Here is a 25760-nt window from a genome sequence, read left to right as displayed (position 1 = left end):
TCTCAGGTGCCGTGGGTACTTTCAGCCACATGCAGGTGTACATCGAAGGCAAGGCTTTCCGCCGTACCGCGCATTGCGAATGTGGTTGGAACGGTACTCCGCGGCGGTTGCGCAGCGCCGCGGTTGTCGATGCCGGGATTCATGCAGCGCAGACCGGGCACATCCAGGCCGCTGCGCCCGTCCAGCACACCGCCCCGGTCGTCGTCCTGCGGGCGTCCTGATTCAACGCTGCCGCCTCGGGCGCCACGAAGTTCGCTGGCGCTTGACGTGACCGATGTCACTCATAAATCTCTGGACCTCTTCGTGCCCAATTGCCGCTGATGTCAATGCGTTAGCTCGGCTATCGATTATGGCGAAGCTCGGCGTGGTTTGGCGATCGGCTGCCGCCGAACTGGGATTCCCGGTTGTGAATTCAGCGTCTACCACAGCCGGGAACCTCAGTTCGGCGACCGCACACGCTCGAGGTCGTGTCAGGAACCGAATATTCGCTCGGCCGCGACCGCGGCAAGGTCGCCGAGGATCTGCATCTCGCCGGACGTCCACCGTCGCGCAGCTGTGTCGGACACACTGAGCGCGCCGACGGTGTTGCCGGCGCCATCGGCCACCGGCATGCCGAGGTACGCGACGACGTGCCCTTCAGCCACCGCGGCGTACTTCTTGAACAGCGGATGTCGGCGTGCGTCGTCGACGCTGACGGGAGCACCGTTCGCAACAACGTATTTGTCGAAGGACTCGGCCAGACTTGTCTGCGGGGCGGAGCCTGCGACACCGAGGACGAACTGGCGATCTGCCGACACGACGACAAGTGCTGCGGCGGGCACCGACAGGGCATCCGCGGTCATGCGGGCCAGGCGGGTGTACGCGGGATCGGGCGGAGTGCCCGTCACACCCGTGGCATGGAGCGCCCGAAGCCGTTCCGGGTCGGCAAGGACGGGCGACAGGCCGTCGGCGGCGGCTTCTCCGGACAGTCCCGTCAGAGACAGGTGCGCCTTCAGCCGGCCTGCAGAGGCACGGTCGACGCGCTCGCAGTCGGTGACCATCTGCGTGGCGACGGCGCGAGCGACGTAGGTGTCGACAGGTTCGCCCGAATCTCCTGCGCACTCCTCGAGACGCTCGATGAGCCAGGTGTCGAATCCGGGCAGCGAAATGGACATGACTATCCGGTAGCCGTCATTCGCCAGAGCTACACCTCGGTGTGACGAATCCCAGGTGAAGGGTGGTCATTGACGGACATCTGATTGCGCCAGAAACGACCGTCCAGGGCTCCAGACGGCCGCTACTCCCCCAGGAGTTTCTGGCGCAGCGCCTCGTCCTTCTGCAGGACCATCTGCTCCAGCGATGCCTGGAAAGCCGCCATGCGCTCCTGCAGGGCTTTGTCCGACGCGCCGAGGATCCGGACCGCGAGCAGGCCGGCGTTGCGCGCGCCGCCGATCGACACCGTCGCCACCGGCACCCCGGCCGGCATCTGCACGATCGACAGCAGCGAGTCCATCCCGTCGAGCCGGGCCAGCGGCACCGGGACACCGATCACCGGAAGAGGAGTGGCAGACGCGACCATCCCCGGCAGGTGCGCCGCGCCCCCGGCACCGGCGATGATCACCTCGATGCCGCGGCCGGCAGCCTCCTGGGCGTAGGTCAGCATCCGCGCGGGGGTGCGGTGCGCGGACACCACACCGACCTCGAAGGGCACCTCGAACTCCGCCAATGCCTCGGCGGCGTCGGACATGACCGGCCAATCACTGTCGCTGCCCATGATCAGGCCTACGCGGGGTGAGCTCATGCGTGGGGATCCCATCCGTCGGTCCACTGTGCGTGCGACAACCAGTGTGCCGCCCGTTCGGCGCGCTCCCTCAGGGACTCCACCGGTTCCGACGGTCCGCCGACGATGTTGACATGGCCGATCTTGCGACCGGGCCGCTCTTCTTTGCCGTACAGGTGCACCTTGGCGTCGGGCATACGCGCGAACAGGTGATGCACACGCTCATCCATCGACATCGCTGGCGTCTCGGGCGCGCCGAGAACATTTCCCATCACCGTGGGCGCCAGCGCCGACGTGTCGCCCAGCGGATAGTCGAGCACCGCACGCAGGTGCTGCTCGAACTGGCTGGTGCGCGCGCCGTCCATCGTCCAGTGCCCCGAGTTGTGCGGGCGCATCGCCAATTCGTTCACCAGCAGTCTGCCGTCGACGGTCTCGAACAGCTCGACCGCGAGCACCCCGACCACACCGAGCGAGGACGCGATGCGCAGCGCCAATTCCGATGCGGCCGAACCCAAACCCTCCGACAGATCGGGAGCCGGTGCCAGCACGGTGACGCAGATGCCGTCACGCTGCACTGTCTCCACCACCGGCCACGCAGCACCCTGCCCGAACGGCGAACGTGCCACCAGCGCAGCCAGTTCGCGGCGCATCGCGACGCGCTCCTCGATCATCACCGACACGCCGTCGTTCAGATACTGCGCGACGACGGCGCGCACCTCGTCGGTGTCAGCGGCGATGACGACGCCGCGGCCGTCGTAGCCCCCGCGCACCGTCTTGATGACCGCAGGGCCACCGACCTGCTCGCTGAACGCGACGGCGTCCTCGACCGACGACACGTCGGAGAAGCGGGGCACGGGCGCTCCGAGGTCGGAGAGACGCCGTCGCATCAGGAGCTTGTCCTGGGCGTGCACGAGCGCGCCGGGCGGAGGCGACACGTTCACGCCTTCGGCGACCAGCACGTCGAGGTGTTCGGTCGGGACGTGCTCGTGATCGAAGGTGAAGGCGGTCGCGCCGTCGGCGACGCGCCGCAGCGCATCAAGGTCGGTGTGGGAGCCGAGGACGACGTCCGGGGTCACCTGAGCGGCGGATTCATCGCTGCGGACCGCCAGCACGCGCAGGGTCTGGCCGAGCGCGATAGCGGCCTGAGCGGTCATGCGGGCGAGTTGGCCGCCGCCGATCATTGCTACGACGGGTGGAGAGGCGGGACTTCTTGACACGGCGTACATGGTGTCATGGCCGATGACGCAGCGTTGACCTGCGGTAACCGCGGGATGCGGCATCCGGGCAACCGTTTCCGTAAACTGACTCCTTGTGTCCTTTGCCGATGCGACGATCCGCCGCCTCCCCGGCCCGATCCGTCCCTACGCCGAACGGCACCATGAGCTCATCAAGTTCGCAATCGTCGGTGCGACGACATTCGTCATCGACTCGGCCATCTTCTTCACGCTGAAGCTGACGATCCTCGAGCCGAAGCCCGTCACGGCGAAGATCATCGCCGGCATCGTCGCGGTGATCGCGTCCTACATCCTCAACCGGGAATGGAGCTTCCGCGATCGCGGCGGCCGCGAGCGTCACCACGAGGCGCTGCTGTTCTTCGGGGTCAGTGGAGTCGGCGTGCTGCTCAGCATGGCGCCGCTGTGGGTGTCGAGCTATGTGCTGATGCTGCGCGTGCCGATGGTGTCGCTGATGACGGAGAACATCGCGGACTTCATCTCCGCTTACATCATCGGCAACCTGCTGCAGATGGCGTTCCGGTTCTGGGCGTTCCGGCGCTTCGTCTTCCCCGACGAGTTCGCGCGCAACCCGGAGAAGGCGCTGGAGTCGACGCTCACCGGTGGCGGTCTCGCCGAGGCGCTGGAAGACGAGTACGAGTTGCGGCATCCCCACGGCCCGGAGCCGAAGGACAACGTGACGCCGATGCGGACGTCGCGACGTCGCCGTAGCCACCGTCAACGCAACGACTCCGACGAGCCGAGGGTGTCAAAGACCTCGTAAGCCGGCGTGCCGGCGAGACGGTCTTTGCATAGCGTTGTTGGGTGCCGGGTCGCCATCGTCGTTCGTCGACGCAACCGTTGGCTTTGATCGTGGGCGGCACCGCGGGTGCACTGGTGCGTTACGCGGTCACGGCGACCTGGCCGACGCCCCGCGAGATGCTCGTGTCCACGGTGGTGACCGTCTTTGTCGCGTTCGTGGTGGCCGCGTATGTCCTCGCCCACGGCCCGAAGTCGCCGCTGCAGTTTGCGGTGCTGGGATTGTGCGGCAGCGTGGCGAGCCTGAGCGCGTGGGCGGTGCTCACGATCAGCACGACCATGAAGATCTCACTCGCCGTGCTGACTCTGACGCCTACGGCGGCGGTGGCGGGGCTGGTGTGCGGGCTATTGTGCGCGCGGGTGGCGGCGCGGTGACCGCATGAACTGGGTGATGGTGGCCATCGGTGGAGCACTGGGAAGCGGCGTCGCACTCCTCGTCCTGCGGCGACCCTCCCGACGACGACTACTTCTCAGCACCGCGGGGATCTGTGGCGCCCTCGGAGTGTTCAGCGCGTACCCCTATCTCCCCGCCGTCACGGCACCGATCACGGTCGGGTTCCTAGGTTCAGCGTCGAGCATGATCCTGGTCGCGGCCGCACCGCCGGTATGGCTTGGGACCGACTCAATCCTGCGCAGCGGGCTCGTCGTGGCACGCCGGCTCGCGGTGTACTGCGCGGTCGGAGCGACATTCGCCCTGGCCGGCTATCTGGCGGTGCGGGCGGGAACGACGTTCTACGTCAAGGTGCTGCGCTAATCGCACCGCCCCTGGATCTCAGCTTTCACCCATCCCCCGTACTGGTAGAGGTAGGTGTATTGCCATTGGGCGACCGAGAAGGGGTAGCGCCGCGGAACGTCGCGCATGATGACGGAGCGTTCTGGCGTCACAAAGCACTGCTCGAAGATTTTGCGTGCGCGAGGCAGGTGGTAGCGCCAGCTGACAACGATGATCGACGTCCACCCGTGCTCATCGGCGAGCTGGCGGGCCATCAGGGCCTCGCCGCGAGTGGTTGACGGCGCAGGCGGTCGACAGATCACCCGGATATCCGACCGTGGCGCACACGCTTTCTTCATCGTCTTATCCGAGGCCGCATAGGGATTCGACAGCACGACGGTGTCCGCGTAGCCCTGTTCGGCGAGTTTGAGTCCGTACGCCTCGCGGCCGTCGTGTTCACCGCCCAGAACCATGATGGCGTCCGCAGCGGCCAGCGGATCCACTGGCGCGCGCGCGAAGAGCACCGTTCCGCTCGCACCATTGACGAACAGCAACACCACGAGCGTGGCCATCACAGTGGGAACGAGGTAGCGGCGCCGCGCAGTCACCCTCTGCCCGACAACCATGCCGTCCACGCTAGGTCAGCGCGTTACCTCGCGCAGACTCAGCTCGGCGACTCCTCCGAGCCGAGGGTGTCGAAAACTTCGTGATATAGCAGGGAATGCACGTACTCGACCCGCGGGATGTCCTGGAATTCCAGGGGATCCTGGGCAGCCGACTCGATGATCAGGGTGCCGGTACGGAAGATACGGTCGACGAGGCCGTGCCGGAATTCGACGCTGTTGATCCGCGCGAGCGGGATGTCGATGCCCGACCGGGTGATCAGTCCGTGCCGGTACATGACGCGGCGGTCGGTGATCACAAAGTGCGTCGTCCACCAGTTCAGGAACGGCCACACCGCCAGCCACCCGACCAGGACGAGCCAGATCGCCGCGATCACCCCGAAGACGATCGTCTTGGCGGTCTGCTCCCAGTTCAGGGTATTGACGTAGCCGGCGACGAACGCGGCGGCAGCGCTGGCAATAATCAAGATCACGGCGGGCAGGACGAGCCGCCCCCAGTGCGGATGGCGGTGCAGAACGACATGTTCGTCCTTGGCCAGCACATTCTCCGGATAGCCCACGGCAGCACTGTACTGAGAAATTGACGCGTTGGCGCACTTTCGTGCGGTGGACGGCGAATTCGCTCGCCGGCCGCCTCTGCGTGTGGATTCGTTGCCGAAACAGGTGTTTCACAGCGTAAATTCAGGTGCGTGCAGACGACGGAGTGCCGGTGCGGTCACGGCCGACTTGCTCATGAGCACTACCGGGCCGGCAGTGACTGTTCCTCGTGTGAATGCGCGCGTTTCGTGCCGGCCGAGGGCTCGTTCCGGTCGCGGCTGCAGCGACTGCTCGGCCGCTGAGACATTCAGTTCTTGAGCAAGCCGGTTTCGTGGTAGCCGAGATCGGTGTTGACCTGCCACGGATCGACCTGCTCGCCGAAGTACCGGGCCACGCTGCGTAGCGCGCTGAGCATCGCGTGGTCCTGATTGTCGTAGCGGTGCATACCGTTTCGGCCGATCGGATGGATCGCCGGGTGGTTCTCCCGCAGATAATCGCGGATGCGGACGACGTTCCTCTCCCGACCTGTCTCGTAGATGGGGTACGCGTATTGCGAGCGCACGATCATCAGGTGTTCGGGATCCAACTCCCCCACGCCGAGCATCCGCAGGTCCTGCTGGACGATGGCGCGCAGGTTGTCGTCGTCGGCCAACCAGAGATCGTCGTGGGGCAGCGTGAAGTATTCCAAGCCGAGATGCGTGCCGCTGAACCCCGCAGGGGCGAGCGCTGCCGACCAGCGGCCGTAGTTCTGCACGCGCCCGACCCGGAACTCCGGCCCCGGGGTGTACACCCAGTTGAACGGGACGTCATACGCCTTGGGCAGTGCCACCGCCACAGTGATGAGAGAGCGATGGCGGAGCGTGTCCGCGATGGCATGGACGTGTTTGGGCGGGGCAGGTTTCAACACATGGACCAACGTCTGTAACGGCATGCTGGAGAACACGGCGTCCCCCGTAGCTGTTTCGCCGTTCTCCAGTTCGATCGTCCAACCACGGCTGTCCCGATGGAGACCGATGACGCGGGAGCCGAGGGACGGTGGGCAGCCGGCCTCAACCAGTCTGGCTGCGGCGGCATCCCAGAGTTGCCCGGGACCGAGTCGCGGGTAGCGGAACACATCGTGGTTGCCGTTCCGCGTGCCGGGGCGGCGCCAATCGATGGGTTTGATTCGTTGGTTCGCCCAATCGCTGGCCAGGTGGTCAGGATCGGCCAGCCACGTCTTGCGGACGTAGCCATCGAAGAACAGCCGGTACCAATAGCGGCCGAATTCCTCGACGCCCCATTCGCGGAATGTCTGCTGCTTCTCGACGGCGCGCATACCGCGACGCATGCGCGACCACACGAGCCCGCCGGCACCGCGCACGCCGCTTCGGAAACCCAACTGCGTCAGGAGGTCACGACCGACCAACGGGTACGGCACCAGGTGGCGATCGACGAGCATCGCCGACCGCCGCGGAAGAGCGATCCATTGATCATGTGGAAGCAGTGACTTCCACAGATCCATGATCTCCTCGTGCTGTGTGAAGAATCGATGCCCGCCGGGGTCGGCACGCCACTCCCCATCGGTGAGCGTCCGAGCAAGACCCCCGACTTCCATCGACGATTCGTAGATGCGCGGCGCCACTCCCCTCTTCACCAGCTCAATGCCGGCGGTGAGTCCAGCCGGCCCCGCGCCGATGATCAGTGGGTTCTGGGGAATAGCCATCAACCGCTACCGTCCGCGCCGCTGGGGAAAGCGTCGATGCTCGTCGATCGCTGCGTCGATGTCCGTGGCTGTGAGCTCGTTGAGGGGTGTCGAGAGGAACATGAGCTCGGCGTACTGACACTGGAGCGGGAGGAAGCCGCTGAGCAGAGGTTCGGCGGTGGTGCGGATGACAAGGTCGACCGAGGGGATGTCGAAGGCTGCAGCGATGTCACAACCTTCGCGCTGCGCGCGGCAATGGGCAACGCGCAGTTCGTCGACGGCGTCGTAGGCAGCCAGGATGTTGATGCGAAACTCGCCGCGCGTCGAGGTCTCCAGAGCTTCGGCAGCGGCGACATATTCGCGCGGCAATAGGCTGCGGTCACCGTGCAACCGGACGGCGTATTCGTCGGTACTGAAGTGAGCCGGGATGAGTTCGGAGAAGAAGTAGATGGAGGCGTCGTAGACCGCGGCGAGTTCGTCCGCGGGCCTCGCCAGGTTGGCGCGGCTCAGGTTGTACACCGACACCATGCCCACGCCGTTGCGCTGCAAAGCCAAGAGAATCTCGACGACCTTCTCGGAGCCGCGGCGATAGGATTCGGCGAAGGTAACGCCGTGTGCGTCGGCCCAGCGGCGCATGCCGTCAGGTATCACGCCGACGTGAGTTGGCTTCATCAGACCCAACATCCCCCGCTTAGTTTCGCCCCGGGCAAACATAGCGCAAAGTCGCATGCACGACCGCCGGATCCACTAAGCGTTCAGCGGCGCAACTCCAATCCCCTGCGGGCCTGCTCACGCACTGGAGATGGCGTCGTCCAGCCCTGCCCGCTACTTCTCGTCAGAGTTAGACAGCAACTATGCGCGCAGCGCACCCACGTGCTCTCGGTACCACGCCACGGTCCGTTCGATGCCTTCCTGCAGACCGATCTTCGATGTCCACCCAGCTCGGGTCAACTTGGAGACGTCGAGCAGCTTCTGCGGGGTTCCGTCGGGTTTAGTTATATCCCAATGTGTTTCGCCAGTGAACCCCAGAGCGGAGGCAATGGTCTCAGCAATCTCTCGGATCGTTGTGTCGGTGCCACTACCAACATTGACCTGTTCGGCACCGTCATAATTTTCGAGTAGGTGCAGGCAAGCGTCAGCCATGTCGTCGGAATGCAGGAACTCGCGGCGCGGCGAGCCGGTACCCCAGTTTGTCACCGACTCGGCTCCGGATGCGACGGCCTCGTCGTAACGGCGTATCAGAGCGGGAAGGACGTGCGAGGCGGTAGGCGAGTAGTTGTCGTTCGGTCCGTAGAGGTTTGTCGGCATCGCTGAGATCCACGGCAGGCCGTACTGCCGACGCACCGCCTGGACATGCAGAATACCTGCTATCTTTGCGATCGCGTAGGCGTCGTTAGTCGGTTCGAGATGGCCGGTAAGCAGCGCGTCCTCCCGTATTGGCTGCTCGGCAAACTTGGGGTAAATGCACGAAGAGCCGAGGAACAGGAGCCTCTCGACACCGCATTCACGGGCGGCGTCGAGCACGTTGACCTGGATCCGGATGTTGTCGCTGAGGAAGTCAACCGGGTAAGTACTATTCGCCATGATCCCACCGACCTTGGCCGCTGCCAGCACGCAATACCGCGGCTTAATGGCCTCGAAAAACTCAAAGACGGCCGATCTGTCCTTCAGATCGAGTTCGGCGGAGGATCTGCCGACGATCGTCTCAAAACCGGCGGCCCCTAGCTTCCGGACAATCGCAGAACCAACTAAACCGCGGTGGCCCGCAACGTAAAATGACGCAGTGCGGTCCAATTCGCCGGGCGAGAAAAACGGGCGTTCGTCGGTCATGCCATCCCCGCGTTGCTGAACGTCGGCGTGATCCATGACTCCAGCCGTACTTTGTCTATCCATGGATGGCCCGCATGCGGAAGTGCCTCGATGTCCGCGTCTACCATGAGCCGTGCCAAGCCTCGCCCATCGATCGTCGGCGACCAGCCGAGCTTTTGACGTGCGCGGGAATTGTCGCCGATAAGAGCGTCGACCTCGGTCGGGCGCAGGTAACGCTCGTCGAAGCGAACATACTTCTCCCAGTCGAGGCCCGCCCGTTCAAAAGCGATCTCTACAAATTCGCGAACCGTTATTCCCACGCCTGTCGCGAGTACGTAATCGTCTGGCTCCTCCGCCTGCATCATTCGCCACATTCCTTCGACATACTCAGGCGCGTATCCCCAGTCCCGGACTGCATCTAAATTTCCCAGATACACGTAGTCCTGCTTGCCGGCTTTAATTGCAGCAACCGCACGCGTGATCTTCCTGGTGACGAACGTTTCCCCCCGCCGCGGCGACTCGTGATTGAACAAGATTCCGTTAACCGCGAACATGCCGTACGCCTCGCGATAATTTCTCGTAATCCAGAAGCCATACAGCTTTGCGACGGCATACGGGGAACGCGGATAGAAGGGCGTGCTCTCGTTCTGCGGCGGGAGCGTTGCACCGTACAGCTCCGACGAAGAAGCTTGGTAGAACCGCGTCTTGACGCCGGAGAGCCTTACCGCCTCCAACATCCTGATCGTGCCAGTACCGGTGGTGTCAGCGGTGTGTTCTGGCTCGTCGAACGAGACGCGCACATGGGACTGAGCTGCAAGGTTGTACACCTCGTCGGGATCGATGCTTGAAAGCAGCGTGACCAACCGGGCGCCGTCGCTGAGATCTCCGTAGTGAAGAAACAAACGGGCATCGGGTGAATGTGGATCCACATAAAGATGATCGATGCGGGAGGTGTTGAAGGTCGATGCTCGCCGAATCAAACCGTGAACCTCGTAGCCCTTGCTGAGCAACAACTCGGCTAGATAGGAGCCGTCCTGCCCGGTTATGCCGGTGATTAACGCACGCTTCGCCATAGATGATTTTCCCCTGTAATCGAGCCTCTGCAGGCCGCCGAGGCCAATCGAATTCGTAGCCTACCGGGTGACTACAGAGGCTTCATCGGCCCTCTACGTCAGACTCGGTGATGAAGTCCAAGCTCATACAGTCAGTAGGCACCGGCGTGGCCAAAGACAGCTTTTACAGTCTTTATGGCGATCAGAAGATCCGCAATCATCGACCAGTTCTCGACATAGAACAGGTCCAAGCGAACCGAATCCTCCCATGTCAAGTCGGAGCGACCGCTGACCTGCCACAAGCCCGTGATGCCCGGGCGGACGAGCAAGCGCCGCTTGGCATAGTCATCGTAGGATTTAACCTCCCTGGCCAGCGGAGGACGGGGTCCGACTACACTCATGTCACGCTTCAGGACATTAATGAACTGAGGCAGCTCGTCGATGCTGTACTTGCGTAGGATCCTGCCGACTGGCGTGACGCGTGGATCTTCGCGGATCTTAAACAAAACTCCGCCTTCGCTCTCGTTCTTCGCCGCGAGTTTATCGACCATCTTGTCTGCACCGTCCACCATGGTCCGGAACTTGATCATCTGAAACGGACGGCCGTCCAAACCCACGCGCTCCGAGCGGTAGAACACAGGCCCGCGACTGGTGAGCTTGATCGCGATGGCGACGGGAACGAGCAGCGGCAGTCCTAATAACAAGACGGCGCTCGAGAAAACTAGGTCGAAGAGGCGCTTCTGGAATCGCTTCGCGCCGTGATACTGCGGCTTTTCAACATGGATCAGCGGCAAGCCGGCGACGGGACGCATCTGCAAGCGAGGACCGGCGACGTCGACGACGCCCGGAGCTACCAGCAGGTCAATCTCTAGCTTTTCGAGCTCCCAAGATAGGTCGCGGATCCCACGTCCGTTGAGTCGCTCAGTCGCGGTTACTGCCACGGCGTGGCTGTTGGTCGCTGTAACCGCTCCGACAACGTTGGACTCGTCACCGAACGTGGGAATCTCACCAAAACCAGGAATCTCGATGCTGGACCGTCGGATAGGGCCCGGAGTGCAAGCCCCCACAACTTCGTATTCCGATCCCGCATCCCGACCAAGGGATGTCGCTAGGTCGCGGACCGCTGAGGGACTTCCCACTACCAGTACCCGTGTAATGCACCGGCCGTGCTTGGAGCGAGCCCGCACAACAGCCTGGCGCGCAAGCCAGCGAAAAAGACCGAGTACCAACAAACCGGCCGGCAGCGCGATCATCAGATAACCGCGCGCTATCTCCAGCTTGAACAACATGGACACAATCGCGACGCCGCCGAACACAGTAAGCGTGGCCATCCACACTCTGCGGTACTCCTCGGCTCCGGATCCTATGACCCGAGTCGAGCGGGAGTTGTTGATTGAGAGTGCCGCCATCCAAACAGCCGCAATGATGAGCGAAACGACCGCATAATCCACGGCCTGGAACGTGGACACTTCTACGCCAAGCCCGCCGAAGCGTAACCATTGGGCGAGTCCGACTGACAGCAGCACCCCAACAAAGTCGATCCCGAGAAGGCGGCGCGCGTACCCCCGCTGCCACGTCGGAACCTTCGTCGGGATCCTAGCGATGTTTGCTGCAACCTCTAGACGATCACTTACCGCCGTCACGTGCTCCCCCAATTGTTCCACCCTTGCGCAGGAACTTTACGCACTACGCTCGTGGTTCTCAACCGAAACGGGATGTTCGCTCGCGAACGAGCTTACACAGTCGCGCTGACGTGGATGACAGTTCCATTCCGCTAGGACAAGTCTTAATTTTCTAATAGAAATCTTATCTTTGTTGCTCTCCGCACCAACTACTCGCGGCTGCTGACGCCCTTCTTACCGGCCATTTGCCCCCTATTCGGCAGTAGGCTTTGCAGCTCGTTGACAGAACTCGATTGTGGGTATCAGCAGGTCAGCGATCTGTGATCCGACGGTCGCGAATATCTCGGGGCTCTGATCGATAGGATCGACCACGTCGACCAGTTGATTAGCAACCAGCTCAGGGCGCAAGGCCCAGAGGTCTGCGATGCTCCTTGCTTCGAAGTGGGAGCTGAGCCAGAACAATTCGGAAATCGTGAAAGTTCTGCGTAACAGGCGAGGCGCTCGCTCCAGCACTTTGTCGCGGTGCGCCGTCGTCATAGTCAGAATCAGATCGGCCTCGGAAGCGACCTTGGTAGTGAACTGTCGCGCTGCGAATCCGGTCGGTTCGCCTCCCAGTCGGGTCAGGACGATCGCCGCATCGCGATGAATGGGACTTCCCACCACGGCGCGCGTTCCTGCGCTCGATGTCTCGAACTCCGGAATCTGTAAGCGAGTGCCGTGGACCGCCGCCAGCCGCTCTGCTATGGGCGACCGGCAGATATTGCCGGTGCAAACAAATAGAAGATGCATGCCAGACCCCTTTCATCCGACTGCCGGTGCACAGCACTGCTCATGTCCAATACAGACGCTTTCATTCAGAGGGAATCGTAAGCGCTTGAACAACCGCTAGCGCCAACGCCCACGCCGGATCCCAGTTAGAACAACGACGCGAAAGCCACAAGCCCCTGGAGGCTCCACGGCACTCCGACTAGGCCTCGGCCTCCACATCGGGTTGCGTCCAGCAGAGTGGTGTATGAGTCGGACCTGATTAGCGGTACCGGCGTGTCGTAGCCGACTGATTGAGGGTCATCGCGTGATTCTTCGAGGGACCCGTCAAAGTCACTCGAGCAAAGGAACCACGCGATGACCGTTGCCCAGAATATCGACCTGCCCACCGTGCTGGCCGAACGACTCACCACCACACATCCCGACGTGCTGCGCGAGCTGCTCGCCACGTTCATCCACACCCTGATGGGTGCCGAAGCCGACGCCCTGTGCGGCGCCAGCTACGGCGAACGCAGCACCGAGCGGACCAACTCCCGCAACGGCTACCGGCACCGCCAATTCGACACCCGCGCAGGCACATTAGATCTCGCGATCCCGAAGCTGCGCCAGGGCTCCTACTTCCCGGACTGGCTGCTGGAACGCCGCAAACGCGCCGAGCGGGCCCTGACCACCGTGGTCGCCACCTGCTACCTACTCGGTGTCTCGACGCGGCGGATGGACAAGCTCGTCGAAACCCTCGGCATCACCAGCCTGTCGAAGTCGCAGGTGTCGGTGATGGCCAAAGAGCTCGACGCCGCCGTCGAGGCCTTCCGCACCCGACCGCTCGATGCCGGCCCGTATACGTTCGTCGCTGCCGACGCCCTGGTGCTCAAGGTCCGCGAGGGCGGCCGGGTCGTCAACGTGCACGCGCTGATCGCGGTCGGGGTCAACGCCGAGGGCTACCGCGAAATCCTCGGCATCGATGTCACCACCGCCGAGGACGGCGCCGGCTGGCTAACGTTCTGGCGGGCTCTGACCGCCCGCGGCCTGTCGGGGGTCAAACTGGTCACCAGCGACGCCCATGCCGGGCTTGTCGCCGCGATCGGCGCCACGCTGCCCGGTGCGACGTGGCAGCGCTGCAGAACCCACTACACGACCAACCTGATGGCGGTGACCCCGAAGTCGTCGTGGCCCTGGGTGCGCACCCTGCTGCACTCTGTGTTCGACCAGCCTGATGCTGAATCCGTTGCTGCACAATATGACCGGATCATCGACGCCCTGGACGACAAGCTACCTACGGTCGCCGATCACCTCGAAGCGGCACGGCCGGATCTGCTGGCGTTCACGGCGTTTCCCAAACAGATCTGGCGCCAGATCTGGTCCAACAATCCCCAGGAACGGCTCAACAAGGAAATCCGCCGGCGCACCGACGTCGTCGGTATCTTCCCCGACCGCAACGCCCTCATCCGCCTCGTCGGAGCCGTCCTGGCCGAACAACACGACGAATGGGCCGAATCCCGGCGCTACCTCGGCCTCGACGTCCTGAGCAAATCACGCACAGTCAACGACACCCCGACCGAACAGGAGGCCACCCCGGCGACACTGACCGCCTGAACCATCACCTCGAAGAATCACACGACGACGTCGTACACCACGTCCCTGGACTTGACCCCACATCGCCTGCCGAATTGAATCCCCTAGCCCGGATTTTGCGTGGTAATTGGTGTGGGTTCGGTGTGATGCCGAGTTGTGTTGTTGGGTAGTGGTTTTCGTGTGGTGGCGTAGAGGTGCTGTCCCGTGTCGCCGGGTGGGGCGGGCTTTCCTGGGGCCTGTGGGTCCTTCATCGTTGATGGGTCCGATGGGGTGGGGTGTTATCCGAAGGCGGTGCGGACGCGGTGCCAGGCGGCGGCGATCGCCGCCGCCCAGCGCCAGGTGGCATCGATGCGTAGCCGCAGTTGGCGGGCGCCGCGGGTGATACGGGCGGCCACGTGCAGGACCCGGTAGCGGAACGTGGTGATCTCGACGCGGGCCAGAGCGCGATCGCTGGCGAACCCGATGAGGCGGGTCCAGGTGACCAGGTCAGCGGCGGCCAGGACGATTTCGAGCCAGGCAGCATTGGCCCAGAAGGAGTGGCAGGGCAGGTTACGCAGCCCGGTGGCTTTGAGTTCGCGGATACGGTCCTCGACGCGGGCGTGCTGGCGGTGCCGTAGTTCCAGACCGGCGACCTGACCGGGTACGACACCCGGTGGTGTGTCGGTGATGAACGCGGTGACCCGCATGCCGTCGGCGTCGGTGAACCGCAACTGCGCGCCGGGGTGGGGGCGTTCTTTACGCAGGATCAGCCGGGTCCCTTCGGGCCAGGAGGCCAGGTTGACCAGGTCGGTGGCTTCAGCGACCCACGCGCCGTCGCGGATCCCGCCGTCGGTGTCGATCGCTGGATACCAGCAATCGCCGAGGTTGAGGGTGTCCACGGCGTCCTGGACGCGGGTATCGACGGGGTACCCGAAGGAGAACCCGGCCCCGGCGGCCCGGCACGCTGCGGCGAATTTGTGGGTGGATCCGGCGGTATCGCAGCGCACCAACACCTTCGGGGCCTCGGGGTTGTCGGGATCGTCGGGGTTGGGCCGCCACGCCGCTGGCAGCGATGCCAAAGCCTGGTGCAGGACGATGATGTGGTCGGAGGCGGTGTTGGAGCCGGCGTTACCGTTGCGCAGCAACCCGGCCAGGGCTTCGCCGCCGGCGATGTCGGGGCGGTCCAGAAACGCCAGCAGCGGGTGCAGCCCGAACGTTTTCTTCCAGGTCGGCGCAGCCCCGGCCTTGTTGTCGGAGTGATCGATCACCAGCGTGGCATCGATGTCGATATGCAGCCAGCCGCCGGTGGTGGGGGCGGCTCCGACAGCCCAGGCCGCTGCCCGCGCCGCGGCTCGGGCTGCGCGCACCCCGGGTAGATGCGCGGCATCGATCCGCTCATCGATCAGCCGCCACATGGTGGTCGTTGAGGCCTTGGCCCCCAGGACGTGCTCCCGGTCACCGCACAGCTGACCGACCGCGTCGATGCAGTCCGCGCCGTCGGCGACCGCGGCCGCCAGATCAGCGAACACCTCCCCAGGCGCATACACCCACGGGCCGCGGTAGGTGTCGGCCAACGCGGCCGTGACCTGCGCCGATAAGCCGGTCCGGTCGGCAAGCTCACGCAGCATGCCCATCCCGGCATGCGACACAACGCCATGGCCGTCGGCGGAAACTTTCACCGGCGATGCCGCCGCGATATTCTTCACCTGCGAAGTGCCTTCCCGTCAGGGTTTTTGAACCGTAGAGAAGTCCAATTATTCCTTGCAGGACAGGCACTTTCGCTTATCTACACACCCCCACAGTCAACATTCCACGAAAAATCCGGGCTAGCGGGATTCGATGTATTGTGAGATCTGTTTGATGGAGTTTCCGAAGTAGCTCGCACTAAGTGCTGCCTCGACCTGATCGTCCCACTCGCCGGTTGAGCGGTGTCCCCGTTCTACCTGAGCCCGAATCGCGTCAACCCAGCCGGCTGGATCCTCCCGGACGATGCAGCAGTCAGCGATGGCCGCCGGTTGTCCGACCAGGCCGTGCGGGGTAGTGATCACTGGAACGCCACGCGAAAGCGCCTCGCAGACTTTGATTTTGCCTCCAGACCCCGAGGATGCCGGAATGAGGGAGCACAACGCATCTTCATAAAGCGGATCCAGGGACGGGGCATTCGCGATGACCGTCACACCTTTCCGCTTAAGATCGGCCATCAATGCTGCTGAGGGATCTCGCCCGGCGACCACAAACTCGACATCCGGTACGATCTTCCGAAGCAGTGGCCAGACGTTCACCGTAAACCACTCGAGTGCCTGTAGGTTCATCGTGACGTTCAGCGAGCCGACATACAAAATTGACTTGCGTCCCGTCCATTTTGTCGGGCTGTAACTGAACAGGTTATTAGGTATAACGAAATGCCGAACACCACTACCGCAAAGAGACTCAATCCAATCACGGTCGCTCTCCGACACCGAAATAGTCGCCGCTATAAGACCTCTAGCCTTCTGGATTACGCGTTCTGCGACATCAGCTTGCTTACTGATAACCGCCCTTTTGAAGCGATTCGGCGTCCGAGCAGCAACTGTTTCGAAGTACTCACGCTCATTGTTGTGGGTGTCAAAAATAATTGAGGCCTGCGGTCGAGGACTGCTGGCCAAAAGTTCCAGAAGAGCCGGATAATGAATAATGACGTGGGTGAACTCATCAAGGCTTGGCACTTCCCAGTATCGACAGTTGTACTTCTCGAAAAGATAGTGCGTCCTTCGTGCCGCAGACCGTAGGTATGCTAGCGCGTTTGAAGCCTCGGCCACTTCAGTAACAACCCGGTGCGTGAAGACTCCGTCCTTCACATCGTAGGTCCCGGTTTCAGTCACCACCGTGACTGGCCACAGCCGCGAGAGATGCACAGCCTGGAAATGCCCACGCATCCCGACACCACTGTGAGGCTCCGCGTACACCTGCGGTGACAGTATAAGAACGCGCGGTTGCATTCGTCTCGTCTCCCGAGTTATAGCTAGGCGCTTTCAATCTGGATCGCGGGCGTGCTGCTAATCAGTACACCAAACCCACGGCTGATCTATGCGGCAAAGAAAATGGCGTCAACCTGCAGTAGTCTGCCGGTGCGCGGGTCTGAAAAAACGGGGTCCAGACCCATGAGGGAAAATCCCAGCGCCTCGGCGCGGTCCAGCCCTTCGCGGTAGGTCATTCCGCCGGCATAGAGTTGCGTCAGAGACAATTCCAACTGAAGCCCGAGAATACCGCCCTCTTCGAATAGGGCCACCGCGCCGTCCAACACCGCGGCTTCGTAGCCTTGCACGTCAACCTTCAGGAATGTACGACAAGTCGTGTCAACTCCGAGTTGCGGCAGCAGAGTATCAAGGCGCGCCTGCGGAACGGTCTCCTGCGCCACGTATCCGGAATTGGGCGCAACCTCTACGTGCGCATCGAGCATTGGCAGCACGGAACTCGACAAACCGGAGTTTCCCGAAACGTTTATTGTCACCTCTCCATCGAAATCGCCGATGGCGCGTCGGTGCACCTGCCATTTGCCGTCCAAAGTCGACTTCCGCCGAAGCTTTTCGTAGGGCTCTTGCAGCGGCTCGAACGACACGATAGTGCCGTCGTAGCCAAGTTGACGAATCTCGGAAGCGAATCCGCCGTCATTAGCCCCCACATCGATCACGTGACTGATGCCGTGGTGCTCCATCAAGCGTACCGTTCGGGCTACAGGATCATGCAGAGGATACCGGACCACGTCCACTCCGAACCGCTGTGCCAGATGTCTTAATCTGTGCTTTAAAGCCATTTCGTACGCTGATCATCAAGCACGCGGCTGCGAACTTGGATCACCAGTCCCCCCCCCGTCATATATTGAAGCGGATGATCGACGGTCAGGCTAGCACGACGCCTTTGCTCGTGCTGCTCCGTCTATGCCAGCATAGCCACGCGCCGGGACTAGCCCCCGCAAGCGGCGTCGGGCGCTAAGCCAGGCGATTGATATCAACGATTCTTGCCGCTGTAATCGAATAGTTTCCAATAGTTCCCCGCGTATCGATCACCAGGCTCCACTCAGTATCTTCGGCAGACTTTCGGTCGACCAGCAGCTGGCGTATGAACGGAGAATTTGAAAGTACCCCTAGGTTCTGTCCCATGAGATTTTGTGGCTCGACATGCGGGTCGAAAATCGACAACTGGTAGCCAGCAGTGATCAACATTCGAGCCAGGTCAACATTTGGACTTTCCCGCAGGTCATCGCTTTGATCCTTGAAAGCGATACCGAGCAGGAGAACTCGCGATCCATGCTCCAAATTACGCGTTGCGTACTCAAACAGAAAAGATTTGTGCGCCTCGTTCGATGCGATTAGAGAATCAATCATGAAAGTATTTCCCCCAGACGTCCGAGAGATGTGCTGAAACGCACGAACGTCTTTCGGAAGACAGGAGCCACCAAAAGCGCCACCTGGGCGCAAGTAATTCGCTGAAATGTTCAGCTTGGTGTCTGACACAAAGATCTTGTGGACCTCGGACGCATCGATTCCGAGCTGGACGCAAAGGCGACCAACTTCGTTCGCAAACACCGTTTTTACTGCATGGAATGTGTTATCAACAAACTTAGTAATCTCACTTTCACGGTATTTGACATAAAATACCGGGGCATCAAGGCCCTTATTTAGCTCGTCGATGACTGCGCTGGCTTGGCCGTCTGCCGTCCCGACAACGATTTTCGGCGGAGCGAAGAAATCTTTGACGGCAGAAGACTCACGCAGGAACTCGGGATAATAGACGAGTTCTATTTGAGACTTAACGTCGCTCAGCACTGATTCCAAAATGGGTTGTATCAACTCCTCCATCGATCCAGGTCGTATCGTTGATCGATAGGCGACAGTCAGCCGCGTTGCTGGATTGGCTCTAACAAGCTCGGCCAGCTGCCGAGAGACCTCAGCGATGTGCGTCATGCTGTGCGAGCCATCAACTGCACTCGGAGTGCCGACACAGACGATCACCAATTCACAGGAAGCCACATCACGCGTCATCGCCGTCGTCGCTGTTAGCGATCCACTGGCTTGCGCCTGGGCTATCAGGTCCTCGACGCCCGGCTCGCTAATCGGCGAGCGCCCGTCTAAGATCGCGTTCACTTTGGTCTGGTTGGGGTCGACCCCGATTACCTCATGCCCCTGGCTCGCCAGGCACGCTGCGGCCGTGATACCTACATACCCCAAGCCCAAGATCGCGATCTTCACGGCTACCCCCCGCCTTTCGGGCTTTGAATCCGAACTCGTGCACACGAAGTCGAACATGCGCCTCACGAAGCTTAGCCGGAGCCACGAGCGGTAGCCTCCACAGAGCCGATACCGTTCCAAATCGAGGTTCTTTCTGATACGTGCGGTTCCCGTCCTAGCCGCTTGGCAACTGCAAAACTCCCGCAACTCAGCCACTTGGATACCCTCGGTCCATGCGTTCTTGCTTCGATATAGCAATCCTGGGTCTCAATTACCTACCGGAACCCACAGGTATCGCGCCTTACACCACCGGTCTCGCTACGGGGCTGACTGAACGCGGACACCGAGTAACAGCCCACGTCGCCCATCCCCACTATCCACAATGGGCGATCAGCGCGGGGTACGGGCAATGGCTGCGTACAGACCACTCCGCGGGCGTAAAAATACAGCGCAGACTCCACTATGTGCCCCGGTCGCCACGCGGAGTTCGAAGGCTGCTCTCGGAGTTGAGTTTCGGTGCGCGACTAGTGATCGCGAGATGGGGGCGTCCGTCGGCAGTCGTTGCGGTGTCCCCTTCTCTGTTCTCGACAGCTTTTGCAGCGCTGAGGATTTCGGTGAAACCGCGCAAGCCACGCCTAATCATCTGGGTACAGGACATCTACACTCTCGGTTTAGAAGAAACCGGCGAAGGAGGGGGGCTGGCTGCTTGGGTCACCCGTAGGGTCGAGGGGGCCACACTTCGGTCCGCCGATAAGGTCGTCGTCATTCACGACCGGTTCGCCGATTACTTGCGAAATGAACTCGCCGTCGAGTCGAGAAAGATAGCGGTCATACGAAACTGGGCACACCTGCCAGATCGCGACGTCGTAGATTCGAGCGAGGCAAAAAGCGCTTTAGGCTGGCCCGTCGACACGACATTGGCGGTGCACACCGGCAACATGGGCGCCAAACAAGGATTGGAAAACATCATCGAGGCAGCTCGACTCGCAGACGCCGAGAACGCCCCAGTCCATTTCATTCTCGTTGGCGACGGAAGCGAACGGCAGAAATTATGTGAACTTGCGCGCGGGATCTCGCGCCTGACCTTCGTCGGGTCGCTCAACGATGAGTCCTACAGCCTCGCCTTAAGTGCGGCCGACATTCTTCTCGTAAACGAGAAGCCAGGCGTTGCTGCAATGGCTGTCCCGAGCAAACTCACGTCGTACTTCCACGCTGGACGTCCCGTAGTTGCTGCGACCGATTCGGAGGGCATAAGCGCGTCGGAAGTCTTCGCGTCCGGCGCCGGCGTCGTCGTACCGGCCGGCCAACCTCGTCTGCTGCTCGAAAAAATACTGGCTATGCGCGAAAATCCGGAGATCATGGCGGAGTTCGGCTCGAATGGACGACTGTATCGCCAAGCGATCTTGGGGCGGGACGCCGCGATCCAGCGATGGTCGGAACTCCTTACCGAACTCCTAACTGCGAATGATGGAGGGGACGACAAGACTCGATAGCGCCCACCTTGAATGAGACCCTATACCTCTAAGCCCGCTTGTGCATATCGCTTTGGCTTCCGAATATAGGCAATAATCAAAGGCTGCAACCTATCCGGCAATATCTTGTGCAAATACTTGAATATTCCGTACAAGAATGGCTTCCCAAAGTGGTACCCGGGTTCTCCGGAAACGAATTGGGTGTAAACCTCTGACCCGTCGCCAAAAGCTGCTTTGATCGCGCCCGAAGAGTTCATTCGATACTTGGTTGGAAAAACATCTATTGACTTACGCTTAGGCTGTATGTATCGCAGAGCCCTCACATGAAACTTGTTTGGAATTACTGTGGCAGCCAACGCTATGTACCCGAATCGGTTAGGAGTCAGAGCTGCGATCAACCCGCCAGGTTTAAGCACTCTCAGCATCTCACCAGCGGCAGAGCTGGAGTCCTGGATGTGCTCAAAGACGAAGCGGGAGAAGATTATGTCGAAACTGTCATCCGGGTACGGTAGGCGGGTGTTGGGGTGTATTACCACAGCATGATCCAAGAACGGGTTGGTAAGGACCGCTTCGTCTACATCGCACCCCTCGACATGAGCGCATCGACCCCGAAGGTTGAATAGCCGCTTGCGGTATTCGATCGCATCGTCGAGAATATGCTCACCTCTGCCCGCACCGAAATCCAGCACTCGATCGGTCGGCCTCAAAATCGCGTCGATTTGAGTGAACATAGCCACACCTGCGTCGACGTGGCTGACACCACTCACATTCGACTCAGGAAAAAACCGCCGCCGCAACGTCAAAGCGTCCATCACACCCCCAACTCATGTATTTCGCACCTTCGTTCAGGTCTTGCCCTCCGCCCTAATCACAGGCACTGCAAAACTGCGATTACAGCTGGCACTTGTTCGTCAGGCTTCGCCGCCTTCATTCAGTTTATAGAGGTAGTCGTGGTACGAGAGCTTTGCGATCCGCGTATAACCACCAAGAATATCGCTGACACGATCCTCTTCCAGTGTCTCGATAAGCATCCATGTCGGACGGTGTCGGGTGAGATCCAAACCCGCCAACACGTCAAACTCGAACCCTTCTACATCGACGATGAGGAAATCAGGAGCCTTCCCATTCATAACCTGGTCAATCACGCTCGATAGGGTAGTGGTGGCGACATAAACTCGACCGGGAGAACCCGAAATCGTGCTGATAAGGTCCTCATCATTCATCGGAACAACGCCCTGATTCGATTCTTGCGTCACCGCCGCGCACACGACCGTTGCTTTTGGCCGATTGCGCACCGATTCCGCCGCGAGCTCTGGGATCCCCTCGATCAGGACTCCTCGCCAACCTAGCTCTCTTTCCAGCAACAACGTATTCGAGTATTGGAAGCCGTCGTTCCCGCCTAACTCTATAAATGTTCCATCGCGTCTCCAACCGAAGGCATCTGCGAGATCGACATCGATCCCATTCAATCCGGGCCGGCGCCAGGGTCCGACATTGAGCTTGCAGGCAATTTGTGTCCGGATAGACTTAATCCGCCGTACACGGTGGTCGCCGTAGTTATCACGGACCCACCTCTTCAATGTGTGCTTCAGGCTCATGACCCGAACTATATGTGGTGGCAGCGCGGCGCGCTTTACCCCCCACTACTCCTGACCGAGGCCGTTGGGGTAAGTCTGTAGACCCTTCAGCAGATTTGCATGTGATCCTTTGCCTGCAGCCGAAATCTTTCCACTCGCTCGCCGCTACACTCCATGCGGTGGGAGATTCTGTGGGGGACACCGGCTTGGGTGGGCGCCCTGCTTTCGCCGTTTGAACTCGACTAGGACGCTCCGGTTGCAGCTACGATCGGGCCTGCTTGCCGGCTAGCCGGTCTACGCCGGTCGTAAGCGAACGACACAAAGGAGAAAGGGGCGGACCATGAGTGTGATCCGCGACGTTGTACGTGACGGGCTTCGATACCTTCCTCCCCCGCTCGAACTTTCAGTTCGGGTGGCGAGAAACCGACGTCGGCTTCCAGGGTTCTACGCCCCGGGTCGTGATCTAGCGGCGCTTGTCCCAGTCGGAAAGCCCGCCATCGACGCCGGAGCCAACGTCGGGCTCTACACCTATTGGATCTCTCGATCGGCCAGTCAAGTAATTGCGTTTGAGCCCCAACCGAAATTAGCGAAGCGCGTTGCGGCGAGTGGGATTCGCGGCCTCACCATGCACAACTGTGCCCTCTCCGATGAGGAGGGCATCGCATACTTGCACGTGCCTAGATCCTCCAATGGCGAGGCGAGCTTGAGGACATTAGACGTACCGACGGAAACCTTCGAAGTTCCGCTGTCGACGATCGACTCATTTGGCCTCATTGATGTAGGCTTTTTCAAGATCGATGTCGAGGGCCACGAGGAGGCCCTTCTACGCGGCGCCGAGGAGACTCTGCGCCGCAGCGAAGCGACTATCTACATTGAGATCGAGGAGCGCCACAATCCCGGTGGACTCGATCGAATCACGGCCTGGCTCGCGGACCTCGGCTATGTCCATGCGCAGTATCGACAACATGGGGCCATGCACCCATTCGCGTCGTTCGATTTAGAGCGCGACCAACTAGCCCAGCAGCCCCAGACTCCTGCGTACGCGAACAACTTCCTCTTCACGAAAGCGCCTAGCTGACCGGCGGCACCAATCGTGAAGGCACTAACCCGGATTTTGCGTGGTAATTGGTGTGGGTTCGGTGTGATGCCGAGTTGTGTTGTTGGGTAGTGGTTTTCGTGTGGTGGCGTAGAGGTGCTGTCCCGTGTCGCCGGGTGGGGCGGGCTTTCCTGGGGCCTGTGGGTCCTTCATCGTTGATGGGTCCGATGGGGTGGGGTGTTATCCGAAGGCGGTGCGGACGCGGTGCCAGGCGGCGGCGATCGCCGCCGCCCAGCGCCAGGTGGCATCGATGCGTAGCCGCAGTTGGCGGGCGCCGCGGGTGATACGGGCGGCCACGTGCAGGACCCGGTAGCGGAACGTGGTGATCTCGACGCGGGCCAGAGCGCGATCGCTGGCGAACCCGATGAGGCGGGTCCAGGTGACCAGGTCAGCGGCGGCCAGGACGATTTCGAGCCAGGCAGCATTGGCCCAGAAGGAGTGGCAGGGCAGGTTACGCAGCCCGGTGGCTTTGAGTTCGCGGATACGGTCCTCGACGCGGGCGTGCTGGCGGTGCCGTAGTTCCAGACCGGCGACCTGACCGGGTACGACACCCGGTGGTGTGTCGGTGATGAACGCGGTGACCCGCATGCCGTCGGCGTCGGTGAACCGCAACTGCGCGCCGGGGTGGGGGCGTTCTTTACGCAGGATCAGCCGGGTCCCTTCGGGCCAGGAGGCCAGGTTGACCAGGTCGGTGGCTTCAGCGACCCACGCGCCGTCGCGGATCCCGCCGTCGGTGTCGATCGCTGGATACCAGCAATCGCCGAGGTTGAGGGTGTCCACGGCGTCCTGGACGCGGGTATCGACGGGGTACCCGAAGGAGAACCCGGCCCCGGCGGCCCGGCACGCTGCGGCGAATTTGTGGGTGGATCCGGCGGTATCGCAGCGCACCAACACCTTCGGGGCCTCGGGGGGGCCTTGCCCCCATGTAGTGGACACGGGATTTGTGGTTATGCGGCTTCGGGCAGCGTAGCCGGTGTCAGGTTCCTTTCGTAGGTCGCGGGGCTGGAATGACGGCAGTAGGAGTGCCGTCGTGTGGTGTTGTAGCGGGCCAGCCACCGAAAGACCTCACGGCGGCAGATCGCCGCGTCCGGCCAGCAGTTACGGTCTTGCAGAATCTCGCGCTTGAGGGCGGCGTTGAACGATTCGGCCAACGCGTTATCGGCACTTGACCCCACCGCACCCATCGACTGGACGACCCCCAGATCGCGGCAGAGATTCGCGAAATCCCGTGAGGTGTACTGACTTCCATGATCTGCATGGAATATTGCACCAGCCAGTGAACCCCGCAGTGCAGCAGCGGCTTTGAGCGCATCGATGACCAGTTCGGTGCGCATGTGATCGGCGATCGCCCACCCGGCGACCCGCCGTGAACAGCAGTCGATCACGGTGGCCAGGTACAGGTTGGCGCCGGTCGCCAATGGCAAGTAGGTGATGTCGCCGACGTAACGGGTGTTGACCTGCGCGGCGGTGAAATCCCGTTTGAGCAGGTCGGGGACCTTCTGGTTCGCCGGGTCCGCCACGGTCGTCTTGACCCGACGTCGGCGTCGATAACCGGCGATCCCGGCGCCGCGCATCACCCGAGCCACCCGCTTGTGGTTGACCCGCTGCCCCTCGGGCGCACCGTCGTTGAGCTCGGCGGTGATCCGCGGCGCCCCGTAGGTGTTGTCCTCGTCGTGGACGGCGCGGATACGCTCGGCCAGCGCCTCGTCAGCAGCCCGACGGGCCGCTCGTCCGTCAGCACCGGCCAACCACGCGTAGAACGACGAACGCGCAACCTCGACGACTGCGCAGAGCCACTTCACCTCGAAGGCGTGCAGGTGGTCGGCGACAAACTGAAAGCGGCTCACCAGTTCGTCTCCCCGGCGAAATATTTGGCCGCCGACCGCAAGATGTCACGCTCGGTGGACAACCGCGCCTCGGTGGCGCGTAACGCCTTGACCTCACTGCGGAGGCGGGCCAGCTCCTGCTCAGGGCTCTCGGCCCCTGGCACAGGCTCGGCCACTACGACACCGCGGCGGTGCCGAATCGGCACCCCGGCCGACTTGCACCACGCCGAGAGCGTGGCCTCGCTGACACCGAGCTCGGCAGCGATCTGGGCGATCGTCGCGCCCTCGGTGTCCCGGTAGAGCGCGACCGCGTCACGCTTGAACTCATCGGGGTAATTTTTCCTTGCCATCGGGTTGGATCATCTCGCTTCCCCCAGCACATTCCTGGGATTGAGCGTGTCCAACACACGGGGTCAAGTCCCGGGTTGTCGGGATCGTCGG

General features: G+C 61.8%; 25 protein-coding genes and 1 pseudogene. 7 read left to right on the top strand and 19 right to left on the bottom strand.

Features of this window, described 5'->3' with window-relative positions:
- Window positions 1-29 precede the first annotated feature (29 nt).
- Window positions 30-221, top strand: coding sequence for a hypothetical protein (locus DYE23_RS07340; protein ID WP_115326887.1), 192 nt, complete (start codon window positions 30-32; stop codon window positions 219-221).
- Between the two features lie 249 nt (window positions 222-470).
- On the opposite strand, the gene DYE23_RS07335 is transcribed toward DYE23_RS07340, so the two are convergent.
- From DYE23_RS07335 to DYE23_RS07325, 3 genes are all read right to left on the bottom strand, one after another.
- Entirely contained in the window at window positions 471-1154 is a 684-nt protein-coding gene (locus DYE23_RS07335; protein WP_115326886.1) for a GAF domain-containing protein, read from the bottom strand.
- 122 nt (window positions 1155-1276) lie between these two features.
- Window positions 1277-1780, bottom strand: coding sequence for a 5-(carboxyamino)imidazole ribonucleotide mutase (purE, locus tag DYE23_RS07330; RefSeq protein ID WP_115326885.1), 504 nt, complete (start codon window positions 1778-1780; stop codon window positions 1277-1279).
- Entirely contained in the window at window positions 1777-2985 is a 1209-nt protein-coding gene (locus tag DYE23_RS07325) for a 5-(carboxyamino)imidazole ribonucleotide synthase (protein WP_115326884.1), read from the bottom strand. The genes purE and DYE23_RS07325 overlap by 4 nt, the downstream gene beginning before the upstream one ends.
- A gap of 85 nt (window positions 2986-3070) precedes the next feature.
- Here DYE23_RS07325 and DYE23_RS07320 point away from each other — a divergent pair, with 85 nt between their 5' ends.
- The 3 genes from DYE23_RS07320 to DYE23_RS07310 are packed head-to-tail and all read left to right on the top strand — an operon-like array spanning window position 3071 to window position 4543.
- A complete protein-coding gene (locus DYE23_RS07320) occupies window positions 3071-3754 on the top strand; it encodes a GtrA family protein (protein WP_115326883.1) in 684 nt (227 codons plus the stop codon).
- 41 nt (window positions 3755-3795) lie between these two features.
- A complete protein-coding gene (locus DYE23_RS07315; RefSeq protein WP_172527725.1) occupies window positions 3796-4164 on the top strand; it encodes a chromosome condensation protein CrcB in 369 nt (122 codons plus the stop codon).
- 4 nt (window positions 4165-4168) lie between these two features.
- Complete coding sequence (locus DYE23_RS07310; protein ID WP_115326881.1) at window positions 4169-4543, top strand: hypothetical protein; 375 nt, start codon at window positions 4169-4171, stop codon at window positions 4541-4543.
- On the opposite strand, the gene DYE23_RS07305 is transcribed toward DYE23_RS07310, so the two are convergent.
- The 8 genes from DYE23_RS07305 to DYE23_RS07270 form a co-directional block, all read right to left on the bottom strand.
- Window positions 4540-5127 carry a YdcF family protein gene (locus DYE23_RS07305; protein WP_115328891.1) on the bottom strand — a complete coding sequence of 196 codons (588 nt, stop codon included), beginning with the start codon at window positions 5125-5127 and terminating at the stop codon, window positions 4540-4542. The genes DYE23_RS07310 and DYE23_RS07305 overlap by 4 nt on opposite strands.
- 38 nt (window positions 5128-5165) lie before the next feature.
- Window positions 5166-5684, bottom strand: a complete 519-nt coding sequence (locus DYE23_RS07300) for a PH domain-containing protein (protein WP_115326880.1) — start codon at window positions 5682-5684, stop codon at window positions 5166-5168.
- A gap of 284 nt (window positions 5685-5968) precedes the next feature.
- On the bottom strand, window positions 5969-7363 hold the full coding sequence (locus tag DYE23_RS07295) for an NAD(P)/FAD-dependent oxidoreductase (protein ID WP_115326879.1): 1395 nt from the start codon (window positions 7361-7363) through the stop codon (window positions 5969-5971).
- A gap of 6 nt (window positions 7364-7369) precedes the next feature.
- Window positions 7370-8026 (bottom strand): undecaprenyl diphosphate synthase family protein, encoded by a 657-nt coding sequence (locus DYE23_RS07290; protein WP_235660346.1) that lies wholly within the window; start codon window positions 8024-8026, stop codon window positions 7370-7372.
- 168 nt (window positions 8027-8194) lie between these two features.
- Window positions 8195-9208: a GDP-L-fucose synthase family protein gene (locus DYE23_RS07285; RefSeq protein WP_372516260.1), complete on the bottom strand. Its 1014-nt coding sequence runs from the start codon at window positions 9206-9208 to the stop codon at window positions 8195-8197.
- Window positions 9169-10224 (bottom strand): GDP-mannose 4,6-dehydratase, encoded by a 1056-nt coding sequence (gene gmd, locus DYE23_RS07280; protein ID WP_115326877.1) that lies wholly within the window; start codon window positions 10222-10224, stop codon window positions 9169-9171. The genes DYE23_RS07285 and gmd overlap by 40 nt, the downstream gene beginning before the upstream one ends.
- Window positions 10225-10355: 131 nt before the next feature.
- Window positions 10356-11846 carry a sugar transferase gene (locus tag DYE23_RS07275; RefSeq protein WP_115328889.1) on the bottom strand — a complete coding sequence of 497 codons (1491 nt, stop codon included), beginning with the start codon at window positions 11844-11846 and terminating at the stop codon, window positions 10356-10358.
- Between the two features lie 231 nt (window positions 11847-12077).
- Window positions 12078-12614, bottom strand: a complete 537-nt coding sequence (locus DYE23_RS07270; RefSeq protein ID WP_115326876.1) for an arsenate reductase/protein-tyrosine-phosphatase family protein — start codon at window positions 12612-12614, stop codon at window positions 12078-12080.
- A 333-nt stretch (window positions 12615-12947) separates the two neighbouring features.
- On the opposite strand from DYE23_RS07270, the gene DYE23_RS07265 reads away from it, so the two are divergent.
- Complete coding sequence (locus DYE23_RS07265) at window positions 12948-14183, top strand: IS256 family transposase (RefSeq protein WP_115326326.1); 1236 nt, start codon at window positions 12948-12950, stop codon at window positions 14181-14183.
- Window positions 14184-14440: 257 nt separating this feature from the next.
- On the opposite strand, the gene DYE23_RS07260 is transcribed toward DYE23_RS07265, so the two are convergent.
- The 4 genes from DYE23_RS07260 to DYE23_RS07245 form a co-directional block, all read right to left on the bottom strand.
- Entirely contained in the window at window positions 14441-15847 is a 1407-nt protein-coding gene (locus DYE23_RS07260) for an IS1380 family transposase (protein ID WP_016341434.1), read from the bottom strand.
- Between the two features lie 120 nt (window positions 15848-15967).
- Window positions 15968-17056 (bottom strand): glycosyltransferase, encoded by a 1089-nt coding sequence (locus tag DYE23_RS07255; protein WP_172527724.1) that lies wholly within the window; start codon window positions 17054-17056, stop codon window positions 15968-15970.
- A gap of 149 nt (window positions 17057-17205) precedes the next feature.
- The gene (locus tag DYE23_RS07250; RefSeq protein ID WP_172527723.1) at window positions 17206-17835 is read right to left on the bottom strand and encodes an FkbM family methyltransferase; all 630 of its coding nucleotides are present in this window, start codon (window positions 17833-17835) and stop codon (window positions 17206-17208) included.
- 274 nt (window positions 17836-18109) lie between these two features.
- Window positions 18110-19369, bottom strand: a complete 1260-nt coding sequence (locus DYE23_RS07245; RefSeq protein ID WP_115328888.1) for a nucleotide sugar dehydrogenase — start codon at window positions 19367-19369, stop codon at window positions 18110-18112.
- 212 nt (window positions 19370-19581) lie between these two features.
- On the opposite strand from DYE23_RS07245, the gene DYE23_RS07240 reads away from it, so the two are divergent.
- Window positions 19582-20841 carry a glycosyltransferase family 4 protein gene (locus DYE23_RS07240; RefSeq protein ID WP_115326873.1) on the top strand — a complete coding sequence of 420 codons (1260 nt, stop codon included), beginning with the start codon at window positions 19582-19584 and terminating at the stop codon, window positions 20839-20841.
- Between the two features lie 20 nt (window positions 20842-20861).
- Here DYE23_RS07240 and DYE23_RS07235 read toward each other — a convergent pair whose 3' ends face one another.
- Both DYE23_RS07235 and DYE23_RS07230 read right to left on the bottom strand, forming a co-directional pair.
- A complete protein-coding gene (locus DYE23_RS07235) occupies window positions 20862-21551 on the bottom strand; it encodes a class I SAM-dependent methyltransferase (protein WP_235660345.1) in 690 nt (229 codons plus the stop codon).
- A gap of 180 nt (window positions 21552-21731) precedes the next feature.
- A complete protein-coding gene (locus DYE23_RS07230; protein WP_115326872.1) occupies window positions 21732-22418 on the bottom strand; it encodes an FkbM family methyltransferase in 687 nt (228 codons plus the stop codon).
- Window positions 22419-22737: 319 nt separating this feature from the next.
- Here DYE23_RS07230 and DYE23_RS07225 point away from each other — a divergent pair, with 319 nt between their 5' ends.
- Entirely contained in the window at window positions 22738-23475 is a 738-nt protein-coding gene (locus DYE23_RS07225; RefSeq protein ID WP_115326871.1) for an FkbM family methyltransferase, read from the top strand.
- A 198-nt stretch (window positions 23476-23673) separates the two neighbouring features.
- Here the strand turns inward: DYE23_RS07225 and DYE23_RS07220 are convergent.
- Window positions 23674-24408 (bottom strand): annotated as a pseudogene (locus tag DYE23_RS07220) (IS1380 family transposase); the annotation flags it as partial.
- A 32-nt stretch (window positions 24409-24440) separates the two neighbouring features.
- A protein-coding gene (locus tag DYE23_RS07215) for an IS3 family transposase (RefSeq protein WP_109536170.1) occupies window positions 24441-25669 on the bottom strand; the annotation gives its coding sequence in 2 pieces (ribosomal slippage) (window positions 24441-25357 and window positions 25357-25669; 1230 coding nt in all).
- Window positions 25670-25760 lie beyond the last annotated feature (91 nt).

Source organism: Mycolicibacterium gilvum, from assembly GCF_900454025.1.
Taxonomy (GTDB): Bacteria; Actinomycetota; Actinomycetes; order Mycobacteriales; family Mycobacteriaceae; genus Mycobacterium; species Mycobacterium gilvum.
The sequence above is the reverse complement of the archived record's forward strand: the minus strand, read 5'-3'. Positions and strand labels throughout refer to the sequence as shown.